At 55.3% G+C, this 22980-nt stretch carries 23 protein-coding genes; 8 read left to right on the top strand and 15 right to left on the bottom strand.

What is annotated here, in order from left to right; genetic code table 11:
- The first annotated feature begins 44 nt into the window (after positions 1–44).
- The gene (gene metR / locus C2U53_RS10335) at positions 45–998 is read left to right on the top strand and encodes an HTH-type transcriptional regulator MetR (protein WP_104445875.1); all 954 of its coding nucleotides are present in this window, start codon (positions 45–47) and stop codon (positions 996–998) included.
- Here metR and bioP read toward each other — a convergent pair.
- The 3 genes from bioP to pldB form a co-directional block, all read right to left on the bottom strand.
- On the bottom strand, positions 886–1785 hold the full coding sequence (bioP, locus tag C2U53_RS10330) for a biotin transporter (protein WP_042998820.1): 900 nt from the start codon (positions 1783–1785) through the stop codon (positions 886–888). The two genes, metR and bioP, sit on opposite strands and share 113 nt — an antisense overlap.
- A gap of 80 nt (positions 1786–1865) precedes the next feature.
- Positions 1866–2666: a sugar/pyridoxal phosphate phosphatase YigL gene (yigL, locus tag C2U53_RS10325; protein ID WP_042998819.1), complete on the bottom strand. Its 801-nt coding sequence runs from the start codon at positions 2664–2666 to the stop codon at positions 1866–1868.
- A gap of 8 nt (positions 2667–2674) precedes the next feature.
- Positions 2675–3697 (bottom strand): lysophospholipase L2, encoded by a 1023-nt coding sequence (gene pldB / locus C2U53_RS10320; protein WP_042998818.1) that lies wholly within the window; start codon positions 3695–3697, stop codon positions 2675–2677.
- Positions 3698–3933: 236 nt separating this feature from the next.
- Here pldB and rhtB point away from each other — a divergent pair, with 236 nt between their 5' ends.
- On the top strand, positions 3934–4554 hold the full coding sequence (rhtB, locus tag C2U53_RS10315; RefSeq protein ID WP_054176993.1) for a homoserine/homoserine lactone efflux protein: 621 nt from the start codon (positions 3934–3936) through the stop codon (positions 4552–4554).
- Between the two features lie 42 nt (positions 4555–4596).
- Here rhtB and rhtC read toward each other — a convergent pair whose 3' ends face one another.
- The 3 genes from rhtC to pldA all read right to left on the bottom strand — a co-directional run bounded on the left by rhtC (position 4597) and on the right by pldA (position 8067).
- A complete protein-coding gene (rhtC, locus tag C2U53_RS10310; protein WP_042998816.1) occupies positions 4597–5217 on the bottom strand; it encodes a threonine export protein RhtC in 621 nt (206 codons plus the stop codon).
- A gap of 66 nt (positions 5218–5283) precedes the next feature.
- Entirely contained in the window at positions 5284–7113 is a 1830-nt protein-coding gene (gene recQ / locus C2U53_RS10305) for an ATP-dependent DNA helicase RecQ (RefSeq protein WP_042998815.1), read from the bottom strand.
- Between the two features lie 84 nt (positions 7114–7197).
- Positions 7198–8067 carry a phospholipase A gene (gene pldA, locus C2U53_RS10300; protein WP_042998814.1) on the bottom strand — a complete coding sequence of 290 codons (870 nt, stop codon included), beginning with the start codon at positions 8065–8067 and terminating at the stop codon, positions 7198–7200.
- A 164-nt stretch (positions 8068–8231) separates the two neighbouring features.
- On the opposite strand from pldA, the gene yigI reads away from it, so the two are divergent.
- Both yigI and rarD read left to right on the top strand, forming a co-directional pair.
- Positions 8232–8699 (top strand): acyl-CoA thioesterase YigI, encoded by a 468-nt coding sequence (gene yigI / locus C2U53_RS10295; protein ID WP_042998813.1) that lies wholly within the window; start codon positions 8232–8234, stop codon positions 8697–8699.
- A 43-nt stretch (positions 8700–8742) separates the two neighbouring features.
- Positions 8743–9636, top strand: coding sequence for an EamA family transporter RarD (rarD, locus tag C2U53_RS10290; RefSeq protein WP_104445874.1), 894 nt, complete (start codon positions 8743–8745; stop codon positions 9634–9636).
- 91 nt (positions 9637–9727) lie between these two features.
- Here the strand turns inward: rarD and corA are convergent, their stop codons facing one another.
- The 8 genes from corA to C2U53_RS10255 form a co-directional block, all read right to left on the bottom strand.
- Positions 9728–10678 carry a magnesium/cobalt transporter CorA gene (gene corA / locus C2U53_RS10285; protein WP_042326126.1) on the bottom strand — a complete coding sequence of 317 codons (951 nt, stop codon included), beginning with the start codon at positions 10676–10678 and terminating at the stop codon, positions 9728–9730.
- 154 nt (positions 10679–10832) lie between these two features.
- On the bottom strand, positions 10833–10889 hold the full coding sequence (gene ysgD / locus C2U53_RS30285) for a YsgD/CorL family protein (RefSeq protein ID WP_212723238.1): 57 nt from the start codon (positions 10887–10889) through the stop codon (positions 10833–10835).
- Between the two features lie 148 nt (positions 10890–11037).
- The gene (gene uvrD / locus C2U53_RS10280; protein WP_044258300.1) at positions 11038–13200 is read right to left on the bottom strand and encodes a DNA helicase II; all 2163 of its coding nucleotides are present in this window, start codon (positions 13198–13200) and stop codon (positions 11038–11040) included.
- An 86-nt stretch (positions 13201–13286) separates the two neighbouring features.
- Positions 13287–14003, bottom strand: a complete 717-nt coding sequence (gene yigB / locus C2U53_RS10275) for a 5-amino-6-(5-phospho-D-ribitylamino)uracil phosphatase YigB (RefSeq protein ID WP_044327584.1) — start codon at positions 14001–14003, stop codon at positions 13287–13289.
- On the bottom strand, positions 14003–14899 hold the full coding sequence (xerC, locus tag C2U53_RS10270) for a tyrosine recombinase XerC (protein ID WP_104445873.1): 897 nt from the start codon (positions 14897–14899) through the stop codon (positions 14003–14005). Before xerC ends, yigB begins: the two co-directional genes overlap by 1 nt.
- Positions 14896–15603, bottom strand: a complete 708-nt coding sequence (locus C2U53_RS10265) for a DUF484 domain-containing protein (protein WP_104445872.1) — start codon at positions 15601–15603, stop codon at positions 14896–14898. Before C2U53_RS10265 ends, xerC begins: the two co-directional genes overlap by 4 nt.
- On the bottom strand, positions 15600–16424 hold the full coding sequence (gene dapF, locus C2U53_RS10260) for a diaminopimelate epimerase (protein ID WP_104445871.1): 825 nt from the start codon (positions 16422–16424) through the stop codon (positions 15600–15602). The genes C2U53_RS10265 and dapF overlap by 4 nt, the downstream gene beginning before the upstream one ends.
- Positions 16425–16460: 36 nt before the next feature.
- The gene (locus C2U53_RS10255; protein WP_042326113.1) at positions 16461–16664 is read right to left on the bottom strand and encodes a lipoprotein; all 204 of its coding nucleotides are present in this window, start codon (positions 16662–16664) and stop codon (positions 16461–16463) included.
- Between the two features lie 138 nt (positions 16665–16802).
- Here C2U53_RS10255 and cyaY point away from each other — a divergent pair, with 138 nt between their 5' ends.
- A complete protein-coding gene (cyaY, locus tag C2U53_RS10250; RefSeq protein WP_042998806.1) occupies positions 16803–17123 on the top strand; it encodes an iron donor protein CyaY in 321 nt (106 codons plus the stop codon).
- Between the two features lie 33 nt (positions 17124–17156).
- Here the strand turns inward: cyaY and cyaA are convergent, their stop codons facing one another.
- The gene (cyaA, locus tag C2U53_RS10245) at positions 17157–19703 is read right to left on the bottom strand and encodes a class I adenylate cyclase (RefSeq protein WP_042998805.1); all 2547 of its coding nucleotides are present in this window, start codon (positions 19701–19703) and stop codon (positions 17157–17159) included.
- A 390-nt stretch (positions 19704–20093) separates the two neighbouring features.
- Between cyaA and hemC the strand changes: the two genes are divergently transcribed.
- From hemC to hemX, 3 genes are read left to right on the top strand one after another with little or no spacing between them, the layout of a single operon-like run.
- Positions 20094–21035, top strand: coding sequence for a hydroxymethylbilane synthase (gene hemC, locus C2U53_RS10235; protein WP_104445870.1), 942 nt, complete (start codon positions 20094–20096; stop codon positions 21033–21035).
- Positions 21032–21772 (top strand): uroporphyrinogen-III synthase, encoded by a 741-nt coding sequence (gene hemD / locus C2U53_RS10230; protein ID WP_044327607.1) that lies wholly within the window; start codon positions 21032–21034, stop codon positions 21770–21772. Before hemC ends, hemD begins: the two co-directional genes overlap by 4 nt.
- 21 nt (positions 21773–21793) lie before the next feature.
- Complete coding sequence (gene hemX, locus C2U53_RS10225) at positions 21794–22978, top strand: uroporphyrinogen-III C-methyltransferase (RefSeq protein WP_104445869.1); 1185 nt, start codon at positions 21794–21796, stop codon at positions 22976–22978.
- Positions 22979–22980 lie beyond the last annotated feature (2 nt).

Here is a 22980-nt window from a genome sequence, read left to right as displayed (position 1 = left end):
TATTCCTCAAGCGCAATTTGTTCATGCCGAAGTGAAGGACTTTCATGATCGAGATTAAACACCTGAAAACGCTCCAGGCGTTGCGGAATACCGGGTCACTGGCAGCCGCCGCGGCGACGCTGCATCAGACCCAATCCGCCCTGTCTCACCAGTTCAGCGATCTGGAACAGCGCCTTGGCTTTCGGCTATTCATACGTAAAAGTCAGCCGCTGCGTTTCACCCCACAGGGTGAGATCCTGTTGCAACTGGCCAGTCAGGTTCTGCCACAAATTAACCGCGCGTTGCAGGCCTGCAACGAACCACAACAAACCCGTCTGCGTATCGCCATTGAGTGCCATAGCTGTATTCAGTGGTTGACCCCGGCGCTGGAAAACTTCCGCGCCAAATGGCCGCAGGTGGAGATGGATTTTAAATCCGGCGTGACGTTTGACCCCCAACCGGCGCTCCAGCAGGACGAGCTCGATCTGGTGATGACCTCTGACATTCTGCCGCGCAGCGGGCTGCATTATTCTCCGATGTTTGATTTTGAAGTTCGCCTGGTGCTGGCACCCGAGCATCCGCTGACCAGCAAAACGCAGATCACCCCGGAAGATTTAGCCAGCGAAACGCTGCTGATCTATCCGGTACAACGCAGTCGACTGGACGTCTGGCGTCATTTTCTTCAGCCCGCAGGGGTCAGCCCGTCACTGAAAAGCGTGGATAATACTCTGCTGTTGATTCAGATGGTGGCGGCAAACATGGGCATTGCTGCCCTGCCGCACTGGGTCGTGGAGAGTTTTGAACGCCAGGGCCTGGTGGTGACCAGAACCCTGGGAGAGGGCTTATGGAGCCGCCTGTACGCCGCCGTGCGTGATGGCGAGCAGCGCCAGCCGGTGACTGAGGCGTTTATTCGATCGGCGCGCAATCACGCCTGCGATCATCTGCCGTTTGTTCGGAGCGCGGAGCGACCCACTTTCGATGCACCCACAGTGAAGCCAGTATCACCATCGCACCCGTAATAAAACTTGGCCAGTGGGGCTGTTGGTGCCAGATAGCCAGGTTGACCAGCAGCCCTGCGGGCACATGCATATTGTTCATAATACCCAGCGTCCCCGCATCAACCTGTGTCGCGCCGTAGTTCCACATAAAGTAGCCGATGCCTGAAGCGGCCACGCCCAGGAACACCAGAATTCCCCACTGGAGCGTGGTTTCCGGCATTTTCTGCGCATTGCCCAACATGAACCAGGCAACTACCGCCACCAGAAACGCGCCGATGTAAAACCATGCAAAGGCGTTATGCTGGGGCATCGGGCGCGTCTCCATCAGGCGTTTATAGCCCACCATCCCGATGGCAAAACTGATGTTGGAAAGCTGTACCAGCAGCAGACCAGTCCAGAAGTGATCGGTCACCTGGTCATAACGAATAATCCCTGCGCCAATCACCGCCAGCAGCGCGCTAAACGCATACCCCCAGCGCAGCCGCCGTTTACTCATCAGATCGTAAATCAGCGTGATATAGAGCGGCGTCAACACGGTAAACAGCAGCAGTTCAGAGACAGTCAGATAGAGATAAGCGTGGAAACTCAGCATATACATGATGCCAAGCTGCATGGCTCCCACCAGCATATAAAGCCCGATAGTTTTCAGGCTGTGCCCGCGCGTACGCAGGAAAGGCAGGAATACCAGCGCCGCCAGACCGACCCGAACCAACACGGCAAAGTAGCTATCGACGTGCCCGGCAAGGTATTCCCCGAACAGGCTGAAGGAGAAAGCCCACAGGATCGTGGTAATGATCAGTAACGCCACAATGGATATCTCGTAGAATATGGAGTATCCATTGTAGCGGAGAGTTAAGTTGACAACTGATTAATTAATCAGCATTCATCTTAGCGTAAGAAGAGATCGCGCAGATAATGCGGCACCGCATCGTCGATATTAGAGCCGATCACTTCCAGTTCCGGATGCAGATCCTTCAGGCGTTGATGCGCCCCGGCCATAATGCAGCCTTTGCCTGCCATTGACAGCATTTCAGCGTCGTTCATCCCGTCGCCAAAGGCGATGCAGTCTTTGAGGCTGTAACCCATCGCGTTGGCGACCGCCTCCAGCGCATGGCCTTTCGACACGCCGCCCGCCATCACTTCCAGACAGGTGAGCGTGGAGAAGCTCACGTTCACCCGATCGCCCCAGCGCGCATTAATAGCCTGTTCCAGCGGCAGCAGGACGTCATGAGAATGACTGGTGAAGAACACTTTGCTGACGCCTTCCGGCTCCAGTAAACCCGGTTCAAACAGCGAGTAATGGAACACCGCCTCTTTGAAAAATCGCATTTCATCCGGACGATGGCGGTTCATAAACCATTCGTCATCGCGATAGACGTTAGTGATGATATCCGGGTTCGCGTTCACCACCCCAAACAGATCGCTGGCAATATCGCGGTCCAGATTATGGGTAAACACCAGATTGCCATCCATATCATGCACACGCGCGCCGTTGGAGGTAATCATATAGCACTTAATCTCCAGATTATCGCGAATCTGCCCCACATCGACATGATGTCGACCGGTCGCAAAGACAAAGTTAACGCCGCGTGCGGTCAGCAGCTTCAATGTCTCTTTCGCGTAGGGGGATAGGGTATGGTCGGGAGAAAGCAGTGTGCCATCTAAATCAGACGCAACAATCTGATACATATAAAAATTCAACCTCTGAGCAAAGCGGTTTCCGCTGATGAGTTATGCTTGTTGAAAAAATCAACGATAGCCTGAAGCGCAACTGAGCGCATAGCGTCCTTTTCAAAAAGGATCTCATGGTAAGCGCCTTTAATGACCAGCGGATGCCCCCCTTCGACAGGATGGCCCGCTGCGGCGCGGAGTTCACAAAAACGTTCGTGCATGCGGTTATCCACCACACGCTCTTCTTCAGCCTGAATCAGCAGAGTTGGCGTGGCGTCATCGCCCGCGCCTGCCAGCACCTGTTCAGCCGCCAGGATGCCTTCCCGTACCCAGTGAAAGGTTGGGCCGCCGACGCGCAGCTGCGGCTCATCGGCATAAAAACGTAAATTACGCCGATAGCGTTGTCGACTGTGCGTTAATAAATTCATGCCAAAGGGCAATGCCCGCCAGCGTCCGGTGCCGATCGCATACCCTTCCCGGATACGCTGATGACCTTCGGCCCAGTCGAGGATATGGCGTACCATCCAGTCCGGCAAACGCATCACAATACCAAACATTGGCGCGCAGAGCGCGATCGCATCGCACTGATGCGGATGGCGCTGCAAAAACAGCGTCGCAATCGCCCCGCCCATCGAGTGTGCCAGAATATAACGTTTACGCCACGGTCCCGGCTGCACTTCTTGTCCCCAGAACGCCGATAAATCATCAACATAGTCGTTGAAATTGTCGACATGTCCGCGATTAGGATCCGATAGCATACGCCCGGAACGCCCCTGACCGCGATGGTCAATAATGAGGACATCAAAGCCCAGATGAAACAGGTCATACGCCAGCTCAGCGTACTTTACATAGCTTTCAATTCGCCCCGGACAGATGACAATGACACGATCGTTATGCGCTGCGCGAAACCGGACAAACCGCACCGGCACACGACCGACGCCGGTCAATTCCGCTTCCTCACGCTGACGCCAGAAGTCTGTCAGCGGCCCCATGGAAAAAGCCGCAAACGCGTTTTCTCTCGTTTCCCAGTCTTTTTGCTGCTGAAACATCGGGTATCCAGCCTCGTTTACCAGGTAAAAATCGTTTTTTTAATCATGTCTGACACAACACCGCAACAGTAGCGTATTGTGGCATATACCCGTCATACTTCAAGCTGCAGATGCGTTGGCTTTCCTCGCTCATCCCCGTCATGTACTCCCTGTACGCGCCTGGGATTTCGCTGCGTCGCCGCCTTTGTGCAACTCGAATTATTTAGTGTATTTAAAGTGCAATCAGGGAGTTTCTCATGACTTTTGAATGGTGGTTCGCCTACCTGCTGACATCCATAATTTTGAGCCTTTCGCCCGGTTCCGGCGCCATCAATACCATGACAACTTCCCTTAATCACGGCTATCGCGGCGCAGTGGCGTCAATTGCCGGGTTACAGGCCGGACTGGGCATTCATATCGTGCTGGTCGGCGTCGGTCTGGGCACGCTGTTTTCACGCTCCGTCATCGCCTTTGAGGTGCTGAAATGGGCGGGCGCGGCCTATCTGATTTGGTTAGGCATCCAGCAATGGCGCGCCGCCGGTGCGATTGATCTGAATGCTATGGCCCAGACCCAGTCGCGCGGTCGCCTGTTTAAACGCGCCGTATTCGTGAACCTGACAAACCCTAAAAGCATCGTCTTCCTGGCGGCCCTTTTCCCACAGTTCGTGATGCCAAAAGAACCCCAACTGATGCAGTACATCGTGCTCGGTGTAACCACTATTGCAGTCGACATCGTGGTGATGATCGGCTACGCCACGCTGGCGCAGCGTATCGCGTTGTGGATCAAAGGACCGAAACAGATGAAAGCGTTGAATAAAGTTTTCGGTTCGCTGTTTATGCTGGTGGGTGCACTGCTGGCGTCGGCGCGCCACGCCTGACCGGTTGCCGGATAGCAACTGGCACGTATCCGGCACAAAGACTTAGCGCGAAATGATCAGATGGATACCGAACCCCGCGAACAACGCCCCGGCAAAACCGTCGATCCATTTCGCCATACGCTGGTAGCCACGACGCATTTTCGGCAGCGCAAACAGGCTGGCAACCACGGTAAACCACGCGAAAGTCTCAACGATAATCAGCACGAAAATCCCCCAACGCGCGGCAGTACCGACGCTGTCGCCGACAAACAGAGAAAAGACCGAACCGAAGTAGATGATGGCTTTCGGGTTAGCCAGGTTCGTCAGTAACCCTTTCAGGAAACTGCGACCGCTTTGCGCCAGCTCAACCTGCGGCGTGGGTGCCGCGACATCCTGCTTTTTCAACGCGCCACGCAGCATCTGGTAGCCCATCCAGCACAGATACAGGCCGCCGCCGACCATGATAATAGTGTGTAACCAGGCCATTTTTTCAATGATCAGATGCAGGCCGAGCAGCGCGATGCCCGCCCAGACCATGACGCCACAGGTAATGCCCAGCACGCCCATCATCGCTTCTTTGCGCGAGCGGCTGACCGCCGTCTGCGAGACAAAAAAGAAATCCGGCCCTGGGCTCATCAGTGCCACAATGTGCACCATCGCCACGGTGAGAAATAACATTAACATGATGAAAATACTCGCGGGGGAAACAGTTCAGTGAGTCACCATCCTGGCACTTTTTTGCCCGGCTGACTACTCTTCGTCGTCACCATCAACGTGCGCGCGGATCAACGCCATAAACGCTTTACCGAAGCGTTCCAGTTTGCGCATTCCCACCCCGTTGACGCTGAGCATTTCGCTCGCGGAAACCGGCATCTGTTCCGCCATCTCAATCAGCGTGGCGTCGTTGAAGACGACGTACGGCGGGATATTCTCTTCATCAGCAATAGCTTTACGCAGCTTGCGCAGTTTGGCGAACAGTTTGCGATCGTAATTGCCGCCGAAAGATTTCTGCATGACGCGCGGTTTCAGGGCGACAATACGCGGCACTGCGAGTTGCAGGGTGACCTCGCCGCGCAGCAGCGGACGTGAAGCATCGGTGAGCTGTAGCGCGGAATGCTGGGCGATATTTTGCGTAACGAAGCCCAGGTGAATCAACTGGCGGATCACGCTCACCCAGTGCTCGTGACTCTGTTCGCGCCCCATACCGTACACCTTGAGCTTGTCGTGGCCGAGTTCGCGAATACGCTGGCTGTTAGCCCCGCGTATCACTTCCACCACGTAACCCATCCCAAAACGCTGGTTTACCCGACCAATGGTCGAGAGCGCAATCTGTGCGTCCTTCACGCCATCATACTGTTTTGGCGGATCAAGACAGATATCGCAGTTGCCGCACGGTTCCTGACGCCCTTCACCGAAGTAGTTAAGCAGCACCAGACGACGACAGGTTTGCGCCTCGGCAAACGCGCCCATCGCGTTCAACTTGTGCCGTTCGATATCCTGTAGCTGTCCCTGCGGTTTTTCTTCCAGGCAGCGGCGCAGCCACGCCATATCCGCCGGATCGTAAAACAGCATCGCCTCCGCGGGCAGGCCGTCTCGCCCGGCACGACCGGTCTCCTGGTAGTAGGACTCAATGTTGCGGGGAATATCGAAATGCACCACAAAACGCACGTTAGGTTTGTTGATGCCCATGCCAAAAGCGACGGTCGCCACCACGATTTGCAGGTCGTCGCGCTGGAATTTCTCCTGCACGTCGGCGCGGATGTGATTTTCCAGCCCTGCATGGTATGCCGCGGCGCTAATGCCCCGGCTTTGCAGACGCGCGGCGGTGTCCTCCACTTTCGCACGACTGTTACAGTAAATAATCCCGGATTTACCACGCTGTTCCTGCACGTAACGCATCAGTTGATCGAGCGGTTTAAACTTCTCCATCAGCATGTAGCGAATGTTCGGACGGTCAAAACTGCTGATCTGGATTAAGGGATCGTTCAGTCCCAGCAGACGAACAATATCCAGCCGTGTGGTTTCATCAGCGGTCGCGGTCAGCGCGACAAATGGCAGTGTGGGAAAACGCTGTCTGAGCTGGCCGAGTGCGGCATATTCCGGGCGGAAATCATGTCCCCACTGCGAGATACAGTGCGCTTCGTCCACGGCCAGTAACACCGGATTCCAGTGCGCCAGGTGCTCAAGGAAGTTATCCAGCATCAGGCGTTCAGGAGCGATATACAGCAGACGGATTTGTCCGGTACGACACCCCGTCATCACTTCAAGCTGCTGCTCGCGGGTTTGCGTCGAATTCAGACAAGCGGCCGCCACGCCGTTCGCCAGCAGTTGGTCGACCTGATCTTTCATCAGGGAGATCAGCGGCGAAACCACCACGGTCAGGCCGTTGAGCAGTAAGGCAGGGATTTGATAGCAGAGGGATTTTCCGCCCCCGGTCGGCATCACGACCAGGCAGTCGCGCCCCGAAACGACGGTGTCGATGATCGCTTCCTGACCCGGGCGAAACTGCTGGTAGCCAAAGGTTTCTTGCAAAACCTGCTTAGCTCCAGATTCCAGATTCAACACTTCCGCCTGCGCCACATTAACCCCGTTCGCTTAAATCAAAACAGGCGCTATTTTCAGCGCCTGAGGGAGAAACTGCAATGTTTAAAACACAATCATCGATCAGAAGATATCGTTGAGCATCACACCCACACCGACGCGCGTCTGATTAAAGTTATAGTCGATCAGCGATTCGCCATACCCGCTATATACCTGGGTATAGAGACGAATATGCTTCGTCATCGGATAACTCAGCCCCAGCTCCGCGCCGCCGTAACCGGTATTCCAGTTGTACTGGCCCTTCGCGCTCAGGACCGCATCGCCCAGGTGATAGCCGACCTTAAGCTGATAATAGCCCATGTATTTGGTGATATCTGGATTATCGTCGGTACTGCCGATGACGTACCACGGTTTAACCTCTACCAGCCAGTTGCCATTTTCCGCCATCAGACGCGTGTAAAGACGGTTCCAGCTACGTGATGTCGGATCGGAACGCCCGTTCGAATCATGGTTGTACCCCATTTCCACGTCGCGCAGCGTCCATCCGGCAACGCGGTAATCGGTAGCAAAACCCAGGAACAGCTGCGGTTCATAGTTGGTTTCACGAAATGGTGACGACTCTTTTGTATTGGATAACTGCCACCAGGACTTCTGCGTATAAGAGGCGCCCAGAACCGAATTCGGCCCCATAATCCCACGCCAGATCGGAAACGCCAGGCTCAGCTGGAACTTCACTTCATCTTTGCGGGCATTTTCGGACCAGTTGTAGGAACTGATCGCTTCTTTGTTCATGTCGCTGGTATTGGTGTAGATCAGATAGTTCGTATCGTAGGGATAGAGCGTAAAAGGATTATCATGCTCCTGCAGCATATTGGCGATAATACTGCCCCGCACCGCCGGTGCATCATGAACCTCTTTCACCGTCGCCTCTTGCGCATACGCCGCCAGCGGCAGCAGTGCTGCTGGTAGCAACCAAGCCAGAATCGCCCGCATTCTTGTTGTTCTCCTGAACGAAAGATTTTTGATTTGTCTATTATTCTGCCAACCATTTTACATATTTACACACATCCTCGTTAGTTATCCCGTCTTAAAGTGGAAAACAACATTTAAGAAGCATAACATCAACATTTCATTAACCAATGGAGTGTTGGAATCGTATGTCTGCCGTACTGACTGCTGAACAAGTCCTGAAGCTTGTGGGCGAAATGTTTGTCTACCACATGCCGTTCAACCGGGCGCTGGGCCTGGAACTGGAACGCTATGAGAAAGAGTTTGCCCAACTGGCGTTTAATAATCAGCCGATGATGGTGGGAAACTGGGCGCAAAGCATACTGCATGGCGGGGTGATCGCCTCTGCGCTGGACGTGGCTGCCGGGCTGGTGTGTGTCGGCAGTACTCTGACGCGCCATGAAACCATCAGTGAAGACGAACTGCGCCAGCGGCTGTCTCGCATGGGGACCATCGATCTGCGCGTAGACTACCTGCGTCCGGGTCGGGGCAATCGCTTTACCGCCACCAGCAGTCTGCTGCGCGCCGGGAATAAAGTCGCCGTCGCACGTGTGGAATTACACAACGAAGAGCAGCTTTATATTGCCAGCGCCACCGCCACTTATATGGTGGGGTAAAAACAGGTAAACTGTTGTTACATTTCAGACATGAGTTTTCCCGATGGATGCAAAACAAACGCGGCTGGGCGTGTTATTCGCGCTTGCCGCCTATTTTATTTGGGGGATCGCTCCGGCGTACTTCAAGCTAATTTATTATGTTCCCGCAGATGAAATCCTGACCCATCGCGTGATCTGGTCGTTTTTCTTTATGGTGGCGCTGATCAGCATTAGCCGACAGTGGTCGAGCGTAAAAGCGCTGCTGAAAACACCGAAAAAGATCTTCCTGTTGGCGCTCTCGGCGGTACTCGTGGGGGGCAACTGGCTGTTGTTTATCTGGGCGGTAAACAACCACCATATGCTGGAAGCCAGCCTGGGTTATTTTATCAACCCGCTGGTGAACATTGTGCTGGGAATGCTTTTCCTCGGTGAACGCTTCCGTCGGATGCAGTGGCTGGCGGTAATTCTGGCGACCTGTGGCGTTCTGGTGCAGCTCTGGACCTTCGGTTCACTACCCGTCATCGCGCTGGGACTGGCGTTCAGCTTTGCCTTTTACGGTCTGGTACGCAAAAAAATCGCCGTTGAAGCGCAAACCGGGATGCTGGTGGAAACTTTGTGGCTGTTGCCTGTTGCCGCCATCTACCTGTTCGGTATCGCCGACAGCTCAACCAGCCATATGGGGCAGAACCCGATGTCGCTCAACCTGCTGCTGATTGCCGCCGGGGTGGTGACCACGGTTCCGCTGCTGTGCTTTACCGGTGCGGCGACGCGCCTGCGCCTTTCTACGCTGGGTTTCTTCCAGTACATCGGCCCGACGCTGATGTTCCTGCTGGCCGTCACGTTCTACGGTGAAGTGCCGGGCGCGGATAAAATGGTGACATTTGCCTTTATCTGGGTCGCGCTGGCGATCTTCGTGACGGATGCGATTTATACGCAGAGACGGGGACGTCGGAGTTAGGGGGGTTGCCGGATGGCGGCTGTGCCTTATCCGGCCTATGATGATGTACTTTCTGTAAGCCGGATAAGCGAAGCGCCATCCGGCATAACCATTACAGCCAGTTCTTCCGTTTAAAGTACAGATACGGTGCCAGACCGGCGAGCAGCATAAAGATAATCGCGCCCGGGTAGCCAAAGCTCCACTTCAGTTCAGGCATAAACTCAAAGTTCATCCCATAGCTGGAGGCCACCAGCGTCGGCGGCAGGAAAACCACGGAAACCACCGAGAAGATCTTGATGATGCGGTTCTGCTCGATGTTGATAAAGCCCATCGCCGCCTGCATCAGGAAGTTCACTTTCTGGAACAGGGATTCATTGTGCGGCAGCAGGGATTCGATATCTCGCAGGATCTCGCGCGCCTGTTCCAGTTGTCCGCCCGGTAAACGCGCCTTGCGGACCAGGAAGTTCAGCGCACGCTGGGTATCCATCAGACACAGGCGGACTTTCCAGCCGATATCTTCCAGTTCTGCCAGCGTCGAGAGGGCTTCATCGTACTCATCGCCCTGGTGCCCTTCCATAATCACCCGACTCAGCTCTTCCAGATCGCTGTAGATGTTTTCGATTTCATCCGCCAGCTGTTCGATTTTGGTTTCGAACAGATCCAGCAGCAGTTCATAGGCGTTACCGTCAACCATGGCCTGGCTGCGGGCGCGCATACGATACAAACGAAACGCGGGCAGCTCACGTTCACGCAGGGTAAACAGGCGGCCATCGCGGATGGTGAATGCCACGGTGGAGTTACCCGCGTGGTCTTCTGCATCTTCGAAGAAGAAAAAGGAGTGGATGTGCAGACCGTCTTCGTCTTCGAAGAAACGGGCGGATGCTTCGATGTCTTCCAGTTCAGGACGGGTCGCCAGGCTCTGGCCCAGCTCAGATTGTACGCGCAGTCGCTCGTCGTCGTCGGGCTCGACCAGGTCGACCCAGACGGCATCAATCAGGGTTTGTGACTCTTCGACTTCCAGCCGGGTGAGTCGGTTATTTTCCAGTTGAAATGCGCTCAGCATGACCGGGACTCCCAATGCTTAAAAATATCGGACAGTTCGGTGGGCACACAGAAACAAATTGGGTTTCAGACCATTAAACAGCCTGACTCAGCGCGACGGGAAAAAAGAGAAGGTCGCTGACAACCGCTAAGGCTATCAGCAAAAAGGGATAGCCTTAGGAGTTGATCCTGGATGACAGGATAATGAGCCAGTATCTACTGGGTGTGTCCAAGGCGAATGTCCTCTTAGCGTAATCGTGCGCGCATGTTACGCCAGCAAAAATTTGCCGTCAACACGCAACGAAACGCGAAAAAGTAATAATTTCCCCTTATGCAGAAAGGTTAGCAGAGGGGGAAATTAAAGTGATAGTTATCTATAAGTTAGACCGTTTCTAACTTCGCATACGCAGCAACGAGCCATTTAATTCCCTGTCCCTGGAAAGCCACCTGCAACCGGCTGTGTTCGCCGCTGCCCTCCAGATTCACAATGGTGCCCTCGCCGAACTTAGCATGGCGCACACGCTGGCCCAGCTTGTAACCGGTGTCGTTTTCCGCCATCGGCGTCCCCATCCGCTGATGGCTCACCGGACGGCTGATCGTTGCACGCAGACGGACCTCTTCAACGCACGCTTCCGGCAACTCACCGATGAAGCGCGACGGACGGTGATACACCTCTTTGCCATACAAGCGACGCGTTTCGGCATAGGTTAGGGTCAGTTTCTGCATCGCACGGGTCACGCCGACATAGGCCAGACGACGCTCTTCTTCAAGGCGTCCGCCCTCATCCAGTGACATCTGGCTGGGGAACATCCCCTCTTCCATCCCGACGATAAACACCTGCGGGAACTCCAGCCCTTTCGCCGAGTGCAGCGTCATGAGCTGTACCGCATCCTGCCAGGTATCCGCCTGCCCTTCGCCCGCTTCCAGCGCCGCATGGGAGAGAAAGGCCTGCAACGGCATCAGATCTTCGTCTTCGTCGTTGTAGCTGAACTGGCGCGTCGCCGTCACCAGTTCCTCTAAGTTCTCGATGCGGGTCTGACCTTTCTCGCCTTTCTCCTGCTCGTACATCATGCGCAGGCCGGAATCTTTAATCACCCGGTCAGTCTGCACGTGCAGCGGCATATCTGCCGTTTCCTGCGCCAGTGCGTCAATGAGTTCCATAAAGCGTTGCAGCGCACTGGCGGCACGACCGGCCAGCGCTTTTTCCTGCAACAGTTCGCGGCACGCCTGCCACAACGTGAGCTGGCGATCGCGTGACGTCTGGCGCACCACGTCCAGCGTCCGATCGCCAATCCCGCGCGTCGGGGTATTCACCACACGTTCAAAGGCGGCGTCATCATTGCGGTTCGCAATCAGGCGCAGATAAGAGAGTGCATCTTTGATTTCCTGACGCTCGAAGAAGCGCATGCCGCCGTATATGCGGTACGGCATACTGGCCTGTAGCAGCGCCTCTTCCAGCACACGCGACTGGGCGTTACTGCGGTAGAGAATAGCGCACTGTTCCAGCGCGCCACCGTTGTCCTGCCAGGTTTTGATCCGGTTGACGACAAAGCGCGCTTCATCCAGCTCGTTAAACGCGCAGTAGAGTGAAATGGGCTCGCCTTCGACGCCATCGGTCCACAGCTTTTTACCCAGACGCCCATTGTTGTTCTCGATCAGGGCGTTCGCCGCGCTGAGAATATTACTGGTTGAGCGGTAGTTCTGCTCAAGACGGATGGTTTGCGCACCGGGGAAGTCGTTCAGGAAGCGCTGGATGTTCTCTACCTGCGCACCACGCCAGCCGTAGATCGACTGGTCGTCATCGCCCACGATCATCACTTTGCCGGTATCGCCAGCCAGCAGACGGATCCAGGCATACTGGATGTTGTTGGTATCCTGGAATTCGTCCACCAGGATATTCGTGAAACGTTCGCGGTAGTGCTGAAGAATATGCGGTTTGTTGAGCCACAGCTCATGCGCGCGCAGCAGTAGTTCGGCAAAATCCACCAGCCCCGCACGATCGCACGCTTCCTGATAGGCCTGATACACCTTCTGCCAGGTCTGCTCAATCGGGTTACCGAAACTCTGAATATGATGTGGGCGCAGACCTTCGTCTTTCTGTCCGTTGATGTACCACATCGCCTGACGCGCCGGCCACTGCTTCTCGTCGAGGTTCATCGCCTTAATCAGACGCTTGAGCAGACGCAACTGGTCTTCGCTGTCGAGGATCTGAAAATCCTGCGGCAAATTCGCATCCATGTGATGCGCGCGCAACAGTCGGTGCGCCAGACCGTGGAAAGTGCCGACCCACATGCCGCCCTGGCTGGTGCCCATAATCTGGCCGATACGGTGACGCATCTCCGCCGCCGCTTTATTGGTAAAGGTTACCGCCATAATCGAATACGGCGAGTTATTTTCTACCGTCAGCAGCCAGGCGATACGGTGTACCAGTACGCGTGTCTTACCGCTCCCTGCCCCCGCGAGAACCAGCATGTTGCTACGTGGCGCGGCCACCGCTTCGCGCTGTTTATCATTGAGGCTGTCGAGCAGATAAGAAACGTCCATTGGCACCGCCGCATTAAAATAAGTAGGGCGGATAAGCGTCGCGCCATCCGCCAAAAAGCTGTGTATTTATACAGAACTGCTGGTGATTATATCAGCGAGGTCAGAGATGCCAACTGTGAAATCTCAATATGTGGCAGTAAGCGGCTGTCAAAAGTGTGCATCAGGTCGGCATTTTCCGGTTTAATCCAGCAGGCCTGCAACCCACTGCGGATCGCCCCGGCAACGTCGGTCGTCAGATCATCGCCCACGTGCAGGATCTCGCCAATCGGCACAGTTAACTTTTCCGCCGCCAGGAAGTACATATCACTGAACGGCTTTGAGCGTCCGTCCGGACCGGCCCGCAGCACAAATTCGAAATAGTCGCCGAGGCCGAACAGCTCCGGCTGCGCGTTGCCGTTGGTGATCGCCACCAGCGGCCACTTTCTCGCTAACGCTTTCAGCGTGTCGTGCGTCTCTTGCGGGACATCGACCTGACTGCGCCACTTCGCAAAGTTCATCATCGCGGCATTCGCCCCCGCAACCGCCTCCTGCGCGGAGAGTCCGGCGTTTAGCATGGCACGCTCGACGGCGCGATGACGCCAGCGGGTGACATCGTGGTAAATTTCCGGCTCCGCTTCCCGTACCGCCTGACGCAAGCGTTGCAGATCAGCATTTTGCAGCGTGCGTAGCGCCGGATGGTAGTTTTGCACAAAGGCGAGCGCTTCCTGTTCGGTGCGCTGGATAACCGGACGGTTATCGTAAAGAGTGTCATCGAGATCGAACGTGATCGCCGAGATGGGTCCTGGAGACCGGTAAAAACGCATTATTTCCCCCGTTTGGCGCGTGGATGCGCCGCATCGTACACCGAGGCCAGGTGTTGAAAATCAAGATGAGTATAGATTTGCGTGGTCGAGAGGTTGGCGTGTCCCAGCAGTTCCTGTACGCCTCGCAGGTCACCGCTCGATTCCAGCATATGCGTGGCAAACGAGTGGCGCAGCTTATGCGGATGCACGTGGCTGTTTAACCCCTGCTTAATGCCCCACTCGGCAAAACGCTTTTGCACGTTGCGCGCGGAAATACGGTTGCCCAGCTTCGACAGGAACAGCGCGTCTTCCTCGCTGCCAAACAACCCGCGCAGATCCAGCCAGTGCTCAATCCACGCCACCGCATTGCGACCAATGGGCAGGCGACGCTCTTTGCTGCCTTTCCCCATCACCCACACTTCACCGCTGTCGAGATCCAGATGTTTGATGTCCAGCCCCACCAGCTCCGACAAACGCAGACCCGCACCGTACATCACCTCCAGCATCGCGCGGTCGCGCACGGCGAGCGGATCGTTAAGGTCGATATCCAGCAGACGGTTCACATCATCAACATCGATATTTTTCGGCAAATGGCGCGGCGCTTTGGGTGCCTGTACCCCTTTCGCCGGATTGGCTTTCAGCTTGCCTTCGCTAACCATCCAGTCGAAGAAGCTGCGCAGAGCAGAGAGGCGTAGCGCGAGACTCGCAGGGCCAAGCCCTTTACGGCGGCTGCGCACCGCGAAACTGCGCACCATTGCAGCGTCACATTGTTGCCAGCTTTGTAGTCCGGTTTCGCCGGCTAAAGCGATGATGGCATCAAGCTGACGCTGATAGTTTTTCAGCGTGATGGGGCTAAGCTGGCGTTCTACGCCCAGATAGCGCAGAAATCGGGCGACATCGGTGGCAAAGTCCGTCATACGCGTTCAATCCAGCGCTCCAGCAGATCCGGCATCATTAGCGCGATTTCATGCAGGAGTTGCGTTCCCTGGCCTGCCTGATAGTGATGCGTGTCGCGGCTGCTGAACAAAATGACGCCCAAATCGCCGTCACGTCCCAGCATCGACATCGCCACCGAACCAATCGCCTTCGCTTCCGGCAACACCACCAGCAATTCCGGACCGTTTAAGGTGCCCAGATAGTGCTGCTCCTGCCCCAGCCGCTGAATACGCAGCGGTTCGAAGGCCTGGCGGCTTAACGCCAGATGGGTATAGCTTGACGGCGCGCCGAGACGCCAGCGATCGGGAAACAGGCGCACCGTGGCACCGGCAAGGCCCAGTTCACGCGCCCAGCGATGAAAGCGCATCAGCATATCGTCCAGGCTGGTCGCGGCAACCAGACGTCCCTGCAAATGCAACAGGCGATAAAACAGGCTTTCGTTGGCATTCGCCTGCGCCATCAACAGCGACATATTTTCTTCAAGGACGTTAATGTAATTGCGCGCGCGGGCCATGTGCCACTCAACGAGCGAGACGGTGCCCCGCACCGGGTGCGGCACCCGCATCGCTTCCACGGCATGCGCATTGCGGATAAAAAACTCAGGGTTTTTCTGCAGATAGTCGACGACCGCCCGGTCATCGAGTTCCGTAAGCGTTTCCTGTAGTTCTTCCCCTGGCTGCTTCATAGATGGATAAACCCGTCATAGACATGTGCCGCCGGGCCAGTCATGTATAACGGATGACCCGGACCTTTCCAGGCGATATCAAGGCGACCGCCCGGTAATTCCACGCGGACCTCTTCCGCCAGCAAACTTTGCTGAATGCCGACGGCGACGGCCGCGCACGCGCCGCTCCCACAGGCCTGTGTCTCTCCCGCGCCGCGCTCATAAACGCGTAGGCGAATATGCTCGCGTTTCATGATCTGCATAAAACCGATATTAGCCCGTTCAGGAAAACGTTCGTGACTTTCCAGAACCGGTCCCAGCGTTTCCACCGCCGCCGTATCAACATCGTCGACCTGAATCACACAGTGCGGATTACCCATTGAAACGACACCGCACAATATTGTCTGTTCCGCCGCTCGCATAATATAGGTCTTTTCCGCTTTGTTAGCGCGAAAAGGCACCTGCGATGGCTCAAAATTGGGTTCACCCATGTTGACGCGCACCAACTCATCGTCCGTCACGCTCAACACCATCCGCCCATTCGCCGTACTGACGCGAATATCACGTTTGTTGGTTAACCCCTTGAGGCGCACAAAACGGGCAAAACAGCGCGCGCCATTACCACATTGCGACACTTCACTGCCGTCGGCATTAAAAATGCGGTAATGAAAATCCAGCTCAGGATCGTACGGAGGTTCAACCACCAGCAGTTGATCAAACCCCACCCCCAGATGCCTGTCAGATAAGCGACGGATCAATTCTGGCGAAAAAAAGACATTCTGCGTTACCGCGTCGACGACCATAAAATCGTTGCCAAGGCCATGCATTTTAGAGAATTGCATTATTCACTCCGTTCACGCGGGTACAGAAACACACCGTCAGTAGTTCACCTGGGAAGGCCCATCTCCCGTGGCACGATCGTTTTGATCGGGCGTGGTGGATTGCGTTTGTGTATCAACCGGTTTAGTCGGCGGCGGTGCATTTTTATCAGCCGGAGGGAAATAGAGCGGCCCTTTAAGGCCACAACCCGTCAGGCTGAACAGAGTGAGAAGAACAGCGAGTGCCTGAAAGACGTTTTTCATTATGGATTGCCTGTAAGTTCATACTTTCTGTTTTCTATCATCGCAGGAGAAGGCGTAAAAGCAAGAGTTTGCCTGTAATCTGCAACGCGATTTGTTTCAGGTTATACTGCCGCCATCACGAAAAAACGGGAAACGACAATGAACGACAGTGAATTTCATCGCCTGGCCGATACCTTGTGGATGACCATCGAAGAACGTCTGGACGACTGGGACGGCGACAGCGATATCGACTGCGAAATCAATGGCGGCGTACTGACCATTAGCTTTGAAAACGGCAGCAAAATCATTATTAACCGTCAGGAACCGCTGCACCAGGTGTGGCTGGCGACCAAACAGGGCGGCTACCATTTTGACCTGAAAGGGGACGAATGGGTTTGCGACCGGAGCGGAGAAACCTTCTGGGATCTGCTGGAACAGGCGGCAACGCATCAGGCGGGCGAAGAAGTCAGCTTCCGTTAAGTCTTATTTGCCGGATAACATCCGGCAAAACTATCACGAGAAATACTGCTGCAGCTGCGGCGTGTCGTTATCCTGATTGGCTGGCGGAACGTTGCCGAGTGATTGTGCGCGGAACGGGATCACCTGTGCGCGCCCGTCCGTATTCACAATCTGATAGAACTGCGGCAGGTTGAAGTTGATGAAACTGGAGCCGTAGGTAAAGCGGTCGTGCGACGAGGAGTAGAAACGGCTGACGTCGCGCACCAGCTCTTCTTTGCTGCCTTCGCAGTGATGATACACTTCCGCCCGGTTACTCTCGTCCAGAATGTAGATGTTAAAGCCCTTCTCATCACCGGTCTCTTCAAAGAAGAACTGAATGATCCCTTCGCTGGCGAAGCCATCCACGACGGACGGCAGTTTCACCTGATTGGTTTCCACCTGAACTGACAAGCCGTGCAATTTGTTATGCGAAATTGCGCCGTAGAACTCAATGGCGTTTTCCAGCTTCTGTACCGACACATTCAGGCGTTCAAAGAACAGGCCCCATGTCTGACCGGAAACGCGCAGTGCCTTAAAGCGCCCTGTCTCCTGACGGGTACTGGAGAGACGCAGCTCGATGCACTCTGAAACCAGTTGCTGCACGCGGGTACGAATCAAACCACGCAGATGCTGGCTGTAGCAGAACACTTCCACGCTGTCCGGCGGCGCGGCGTCCTGGTGCATTTTGCCCAGAATCGTTTTCAGTGCTTCTATCATCGCCTGTTCGCCGTTGAAATGCAGCGTACGCACTTCATTCCACGAGTTGCGGTACAGCAGATCTACGCTGCCCACCAGGCAATTTTGCTCTTCGCCAAAGCTGAAAACATCCAGCTTACGGAAGTCAAAATGGACCACCTGATTGCGGAATGCCGCCGTCGGGTCATATTCGAGGTTAACGATGATCGCCAGATGGCGAATTTCACACGGGCTGTAGAGCGCTTTCGGCGTCGGCGCAGGCAAACGCAGCGGGAAATGGTGCGACACATCGGCCACCATCTCCTGCAATTTCGGCAGATCGACAATGCCGTTGCCCTTAATAAACAGATGCGTGCGCGACGTCAGCAGACCGTTAAACCACGCCCAGGCCACCAGCTTATTCAGATAGCGGTTATATTCCAGCGGCTGATGGCTGATGATGGAATCCATGTTTGGCGCCCGGTTGTAGAGATACCAACCTGAACGGTTGGCGCGACCTGGCGGAACGTGGATAAAGGTTAAGTTCGGTTCAGAGAGATCCGGCGAAATCTGTGGGTTCACCAGCGTAACTTTACCGGGTAACGCTTCAAACGCGGCGTACAGCTTACGGGTCAGAACTCCAATATCCTGCGGGCTGGCGCTGACGCTGAGATTATTACGACGCGCAAAGCGGATCAGATTACGGTAGCTCTGCATCATAGCATCGAGCAGTTCGTTGTGCGCTTCACGTACCTGATCAATCTTCCAGTTCGCCCGGTTGTCGAGCATGGCCAGACGATTTTCGTCCCATCCCCACTCGCTTACTAACTGACTGAGCACTTCACGACGCCAGCCGACGCAGGCGCGTTCGCGGCTCAGTTTTTCGCAAACTTTTAAGTAGAAACATCGGCGCACTAAATCCAGGCGCGTCGGATCTTCAATCGCCGTGAGGTATTCCGTCACGCGTTCCAGCATCATGCAGTACGGGTCAAGACCAAACGAGACGATCTCGCCGTCATGCAGGCGCTGTTTAATGTCTTTCGCCAACAGGCGTGGATTGGGGTATTCCCAGGAGTAGGCTTCCAGCAACAGCGTTTTCAGCACCGCCTTGTACGGTGAATCGATACTTTTATACAGTTGCCAGAGGCTGGCACCAAAGTACTCTTCAGCGGAGAGCGAGCTTAATCCGCCCAGGTCCAGCCATTCGTTTGGCGTGAGCACACCCTGAGCGTAGAGCGTCATAACGTAGTCGTCGTAATGCTCTTCTTCATCGCCCGGCACCATATTCCACAGAATACGCTTACCGGCGAGACGCACCGCGGTACGGTAGAATTCATCCAGCAGCAGGATATGCTGCGTCGAGCCACAGTCTTCACCACCCAGACTGCCGCTTTCATTATGGCGGAAACGGTTTTCATCAATCAGGAAGAAGCTGACTTCCACCCCCAGCGAAGCGGCCCAGCTTTCCAGCAGACTGCATTTACGCTGCAGCAGTTGTCGTTCTTCGCTGTCCAGCCAGGACTGGTGACACACCCAGATATCAAGATCCGACGAACAGCTTTGTCCGACAGAGGAGGTGCTGCCCATGGAGTAAACGCCGGTAATCGGCAATTCACCTTTTGGCGGATCCTGCGGCGCCAGACCGCGATACAGTTCCAGTTCGTTCAGATAGTGGCGTTGGGTTTCATCAGGCGTGTAGAAGCAAATGCCTCTGGGAACGTTACCATCGAGGTATCCCGGCATCAGCGGATGGTGATAGTGCAATAATGTCGGCAGAAGACTGTACACCTGCTGGAAAGCAGGTCCCATGGCAGCAAGCGCGCGATCCACACGCAGTTGATTAATGGCATCCAGTCTCTGTTTCAGAGTCTCAATATAGAGGTACAAGACGTATCGCCTGATGTTGCTACCCGTCATGCCGTCGATTGTCGCAGCGCGATCCGCTTACCAACAACCTTCACCATTCGGGATAAACCAAATGACAAAAATAACCGTTACCTTTTACGACCTTTTTTTTGTGCGTTCAGTCGAAAAAATGGCCTAAAACGTGATCAATTTAACACCTTGCTCATTGACCGTAAAGAAAGATGCGCTACATACAAGTGTAGCACCAATCGCTTCGCGTAAATTCTGAAGTACGCCCGGACGGTTTCTCGTCATTAAATACTGCCAGCCGCAACACAGCGTCTTATCCTTGACTTACCTTTGACCGTAACACTGACATCCCACTTGTAAGGATGTTAGGATGAACCACGGACGATAATGACGGTAACAAGCATGTTAGACAATGTTTTAAGAATTGCCACACGCCAAAGCCCCCTCGCGCTCTGGCAGGCACATTATGTCAAAGACGCTCTGATGGCGAGCCATCCCGGCCTGGTCGTGGAGCTGGTGCCTATGGTGACGCGTGGTGATGTCATTCTTGATACCCCACTGGCGAAAGTAGGCGGCAAAGGTCTGTTCGTAAAAGAGCTGGAAGTTGCGCTGCTCGAAAAACGTGCCGACATCGCGGTGCACTCAATGAAAGATGTTCCGGTTGAATTTCCGGAAGGTCTGGGACTGGTTACTATCTGTGAGCGCGAAGATCCGCGCGACGCCTTTGTCTCGAACACATATAACACCCTTGATGAACTGCCCGCCGGCAGCATCGTGGGTACCTCCAGTTTGCGCCGCCAGTGTCAGCTGGCAGAACGCCGTCCGGATCTCGTCATTCGTTCACTGCGCGGCAATGTTGGAACCCGCCTGAGCAAGCTGGATAACGGCGACTATGATGCCATTATCCTGGCCGTTGCCGGTTTAAAACGCTTAGGACTGGAATCGCGAATCCGCTCGGCGCTTCCACCAGAAGTGTCGCTGCCTGCCGTGGGGCAAGGCGCGGTTGGCATCGAATGCCGCCTCGACGATAGCAGGACTCAGGCGCTGCTGGCCCCGCTGAATGATGAAATGACCGCCCTTCGCGTCAAAGCCGAGCGCGCCATGAACACCCGCCTGGAAGGGGGCTGTCAGGTGCCAATTGGCAGCTATGCTGAAATCATTGATGGTGAGATTTGGCTACGCGCGCTGGTCGGTGCGCCAGACGGTTCACAAATGGTACGCGGAGAGCGCCGTGGCTCGCCCGATCAGGCGGAGCAGATGGGCATTTCGCTGGCCGAAGAGCTGCTGGATAACGGCGCGCGCGCGATTCTGACCGAGGTTTATAACGGAGAATCCCCCGCATGAGTATCCTGGTCACCCGCCCGTCTCCCGCAGGGGAAGAGTTAGTGAGCCGTCTGCGCACACTGGGGCAGGAGGCCTGGAGTTTTCCGCTCATCGAATTTACCCCGGGTCAGGATTTATCGCGACTGGCCGGGGTGTTTTCGACGATCACTGATAACGATCTGCTCTTTGTGCTGTCACAGCACGCGGTCTCTTTTGCCCATGCGCAACTGGAACGTGAAGGGCTGAAGTGGCCGGCCGCCGCGCACTATTTTGCTATTGGTCGCACGACCGCCCTGGCGCTGCATACCGTCAGCGGATATGACATTCGCTATCCACTGGATCGGGAAATCAGCGAAGTCTTGCTACAATTACCTGAATTACAAAATATTGCGGGCAAACGTGCGCTGATCTTACGCGGCAACGGCGGTCGGGAGCTATTAGGCGAAACCCTGGCGGCACGCGGTGCAGATGTCACGTTTTATGAATGTTATCAACGTAGTGCTAAACCTTACGATGGGGCACAAGAAGCGATGCGCTGGCAGTCGCGCGGCGTGACAACGATAGTGGTCACCAGCGGGGAAATGCTGCAACAGCTTAACGCACTAATCCCGCAGTGGTATCGCGAAAACTGGTTACTACGCTGTCGGCTTATTGTCGTCAGCGAGCGTCTGGCGCACCTCGCCCGGGAACTGGGCTGGCAAGATATTAAGGTCGCTGATAACGCCGACAACGATGCGCTACTGCGCGCATTACAATAACTCTCATAATGGGAAGCCATAATGACGGAACAAGACAAATCCTCCGCCGTGGTTGAAGAGACCAGGGAGGCCGTGGAAACTCAGCCACAGCCAGCTACTGCTGAAAAAAAGAGTAAAAACGGCACTGCGCTCATCCTGAGTGCGGTGGCAATCGCCATCGCGCTGGCAGCCGGTGTTGGACTCTATGGCTGGGGAAAACAACAGGCGACCACACAGACCGCCACCAGCGATGCACTGGCTAATCAACTGACCGCGCTGCAAAAAGCGCAGGAAAGCCAGAAGGCGGAGCTGGAAGGCGTCATTAAACAGCAGGCGGCGCAGCTTGAGCAGGCCAACCGTCAGCAAACTGAACTGGCGAAACAGCTGGATGAAGTCCAACAGAAAGTCGCCACGATTTCCGGTAGCGATGCCAAAACGTGGCTGCTTGCGCAGGCCGATTTTCTGGTCAAGCTAGCCGGACGTAAGCTGTGGAGCGATCAGGATGTGACGACGGCGGCCGCGCTACTGAAGAGCGCAGATGCCAGCCTCGCGGACATGAACGATCCCAGCCTGATTACCGCACGCCGGGCTATCACCGATGATATCGCCAGTCTTTCCTCCGTCGCTCAGGTGGATTACGACGGTATCATCCTGAAAATTAATCAGCTTTCTAATCAGATCGATAACCTGCGTCTGGCGGATAACGACAGCGACGGTTCACCGATGGACGCCGATAGCCCTGAGCTTTCCAGTTCAATCAGCGAATGGCGCGTCAATCTACAAAAAAGCTGGCAGAACTTTATGGACAGCTTTATCACCATCCGCCGCCGCGATGATACTGCGGTCCCGCTGTTAGCGCCGAATCAGGATGTCTATCTGCGGGAAAACATCCGCTCTCGTCTGCTGGTTGCCGCCCAGGCTGTGCCGCGCCATCAGGAAGAGACTTACCGTCAGGCGCTGGATAACGTCTCCACCTGGGTGCGTGCCTACTACGATACCGACGACGCCACGACAAAAGCCTTCCTTGAAGAAGTGGACAAGTTGAGTCAGCAGAGCATCACGATGGACGTACCGGAAACGCTGCAAAGCCAGGCGATCCTCGAAAAATTGATGCAAACCCGCGTGCGTAACCTGCTGGCACAACCGGGCGCCGCGCCATCTGAAGCGGCCCCTGCGTCTGAAGCACCGCAGGCAGAAATCCCGGCAGCCGCGCCGCAAGGAGAATAATG

This window comes from Citrobacter sp. CFNIH10, assembly GCF_002934585.1.
GTDB lineage: Bacteria > Pseudomonadota > Gammaproteobacteria > Enterobacterales > Enterobacteriaceae > Citrobacter_A > Citrobacter_A amalonaticus.
The sequence above is the reverse complement of the archived record's forward strand: the minus strand, read 5'-3'. Positions and strand labels throughout refer to the sequence as shown.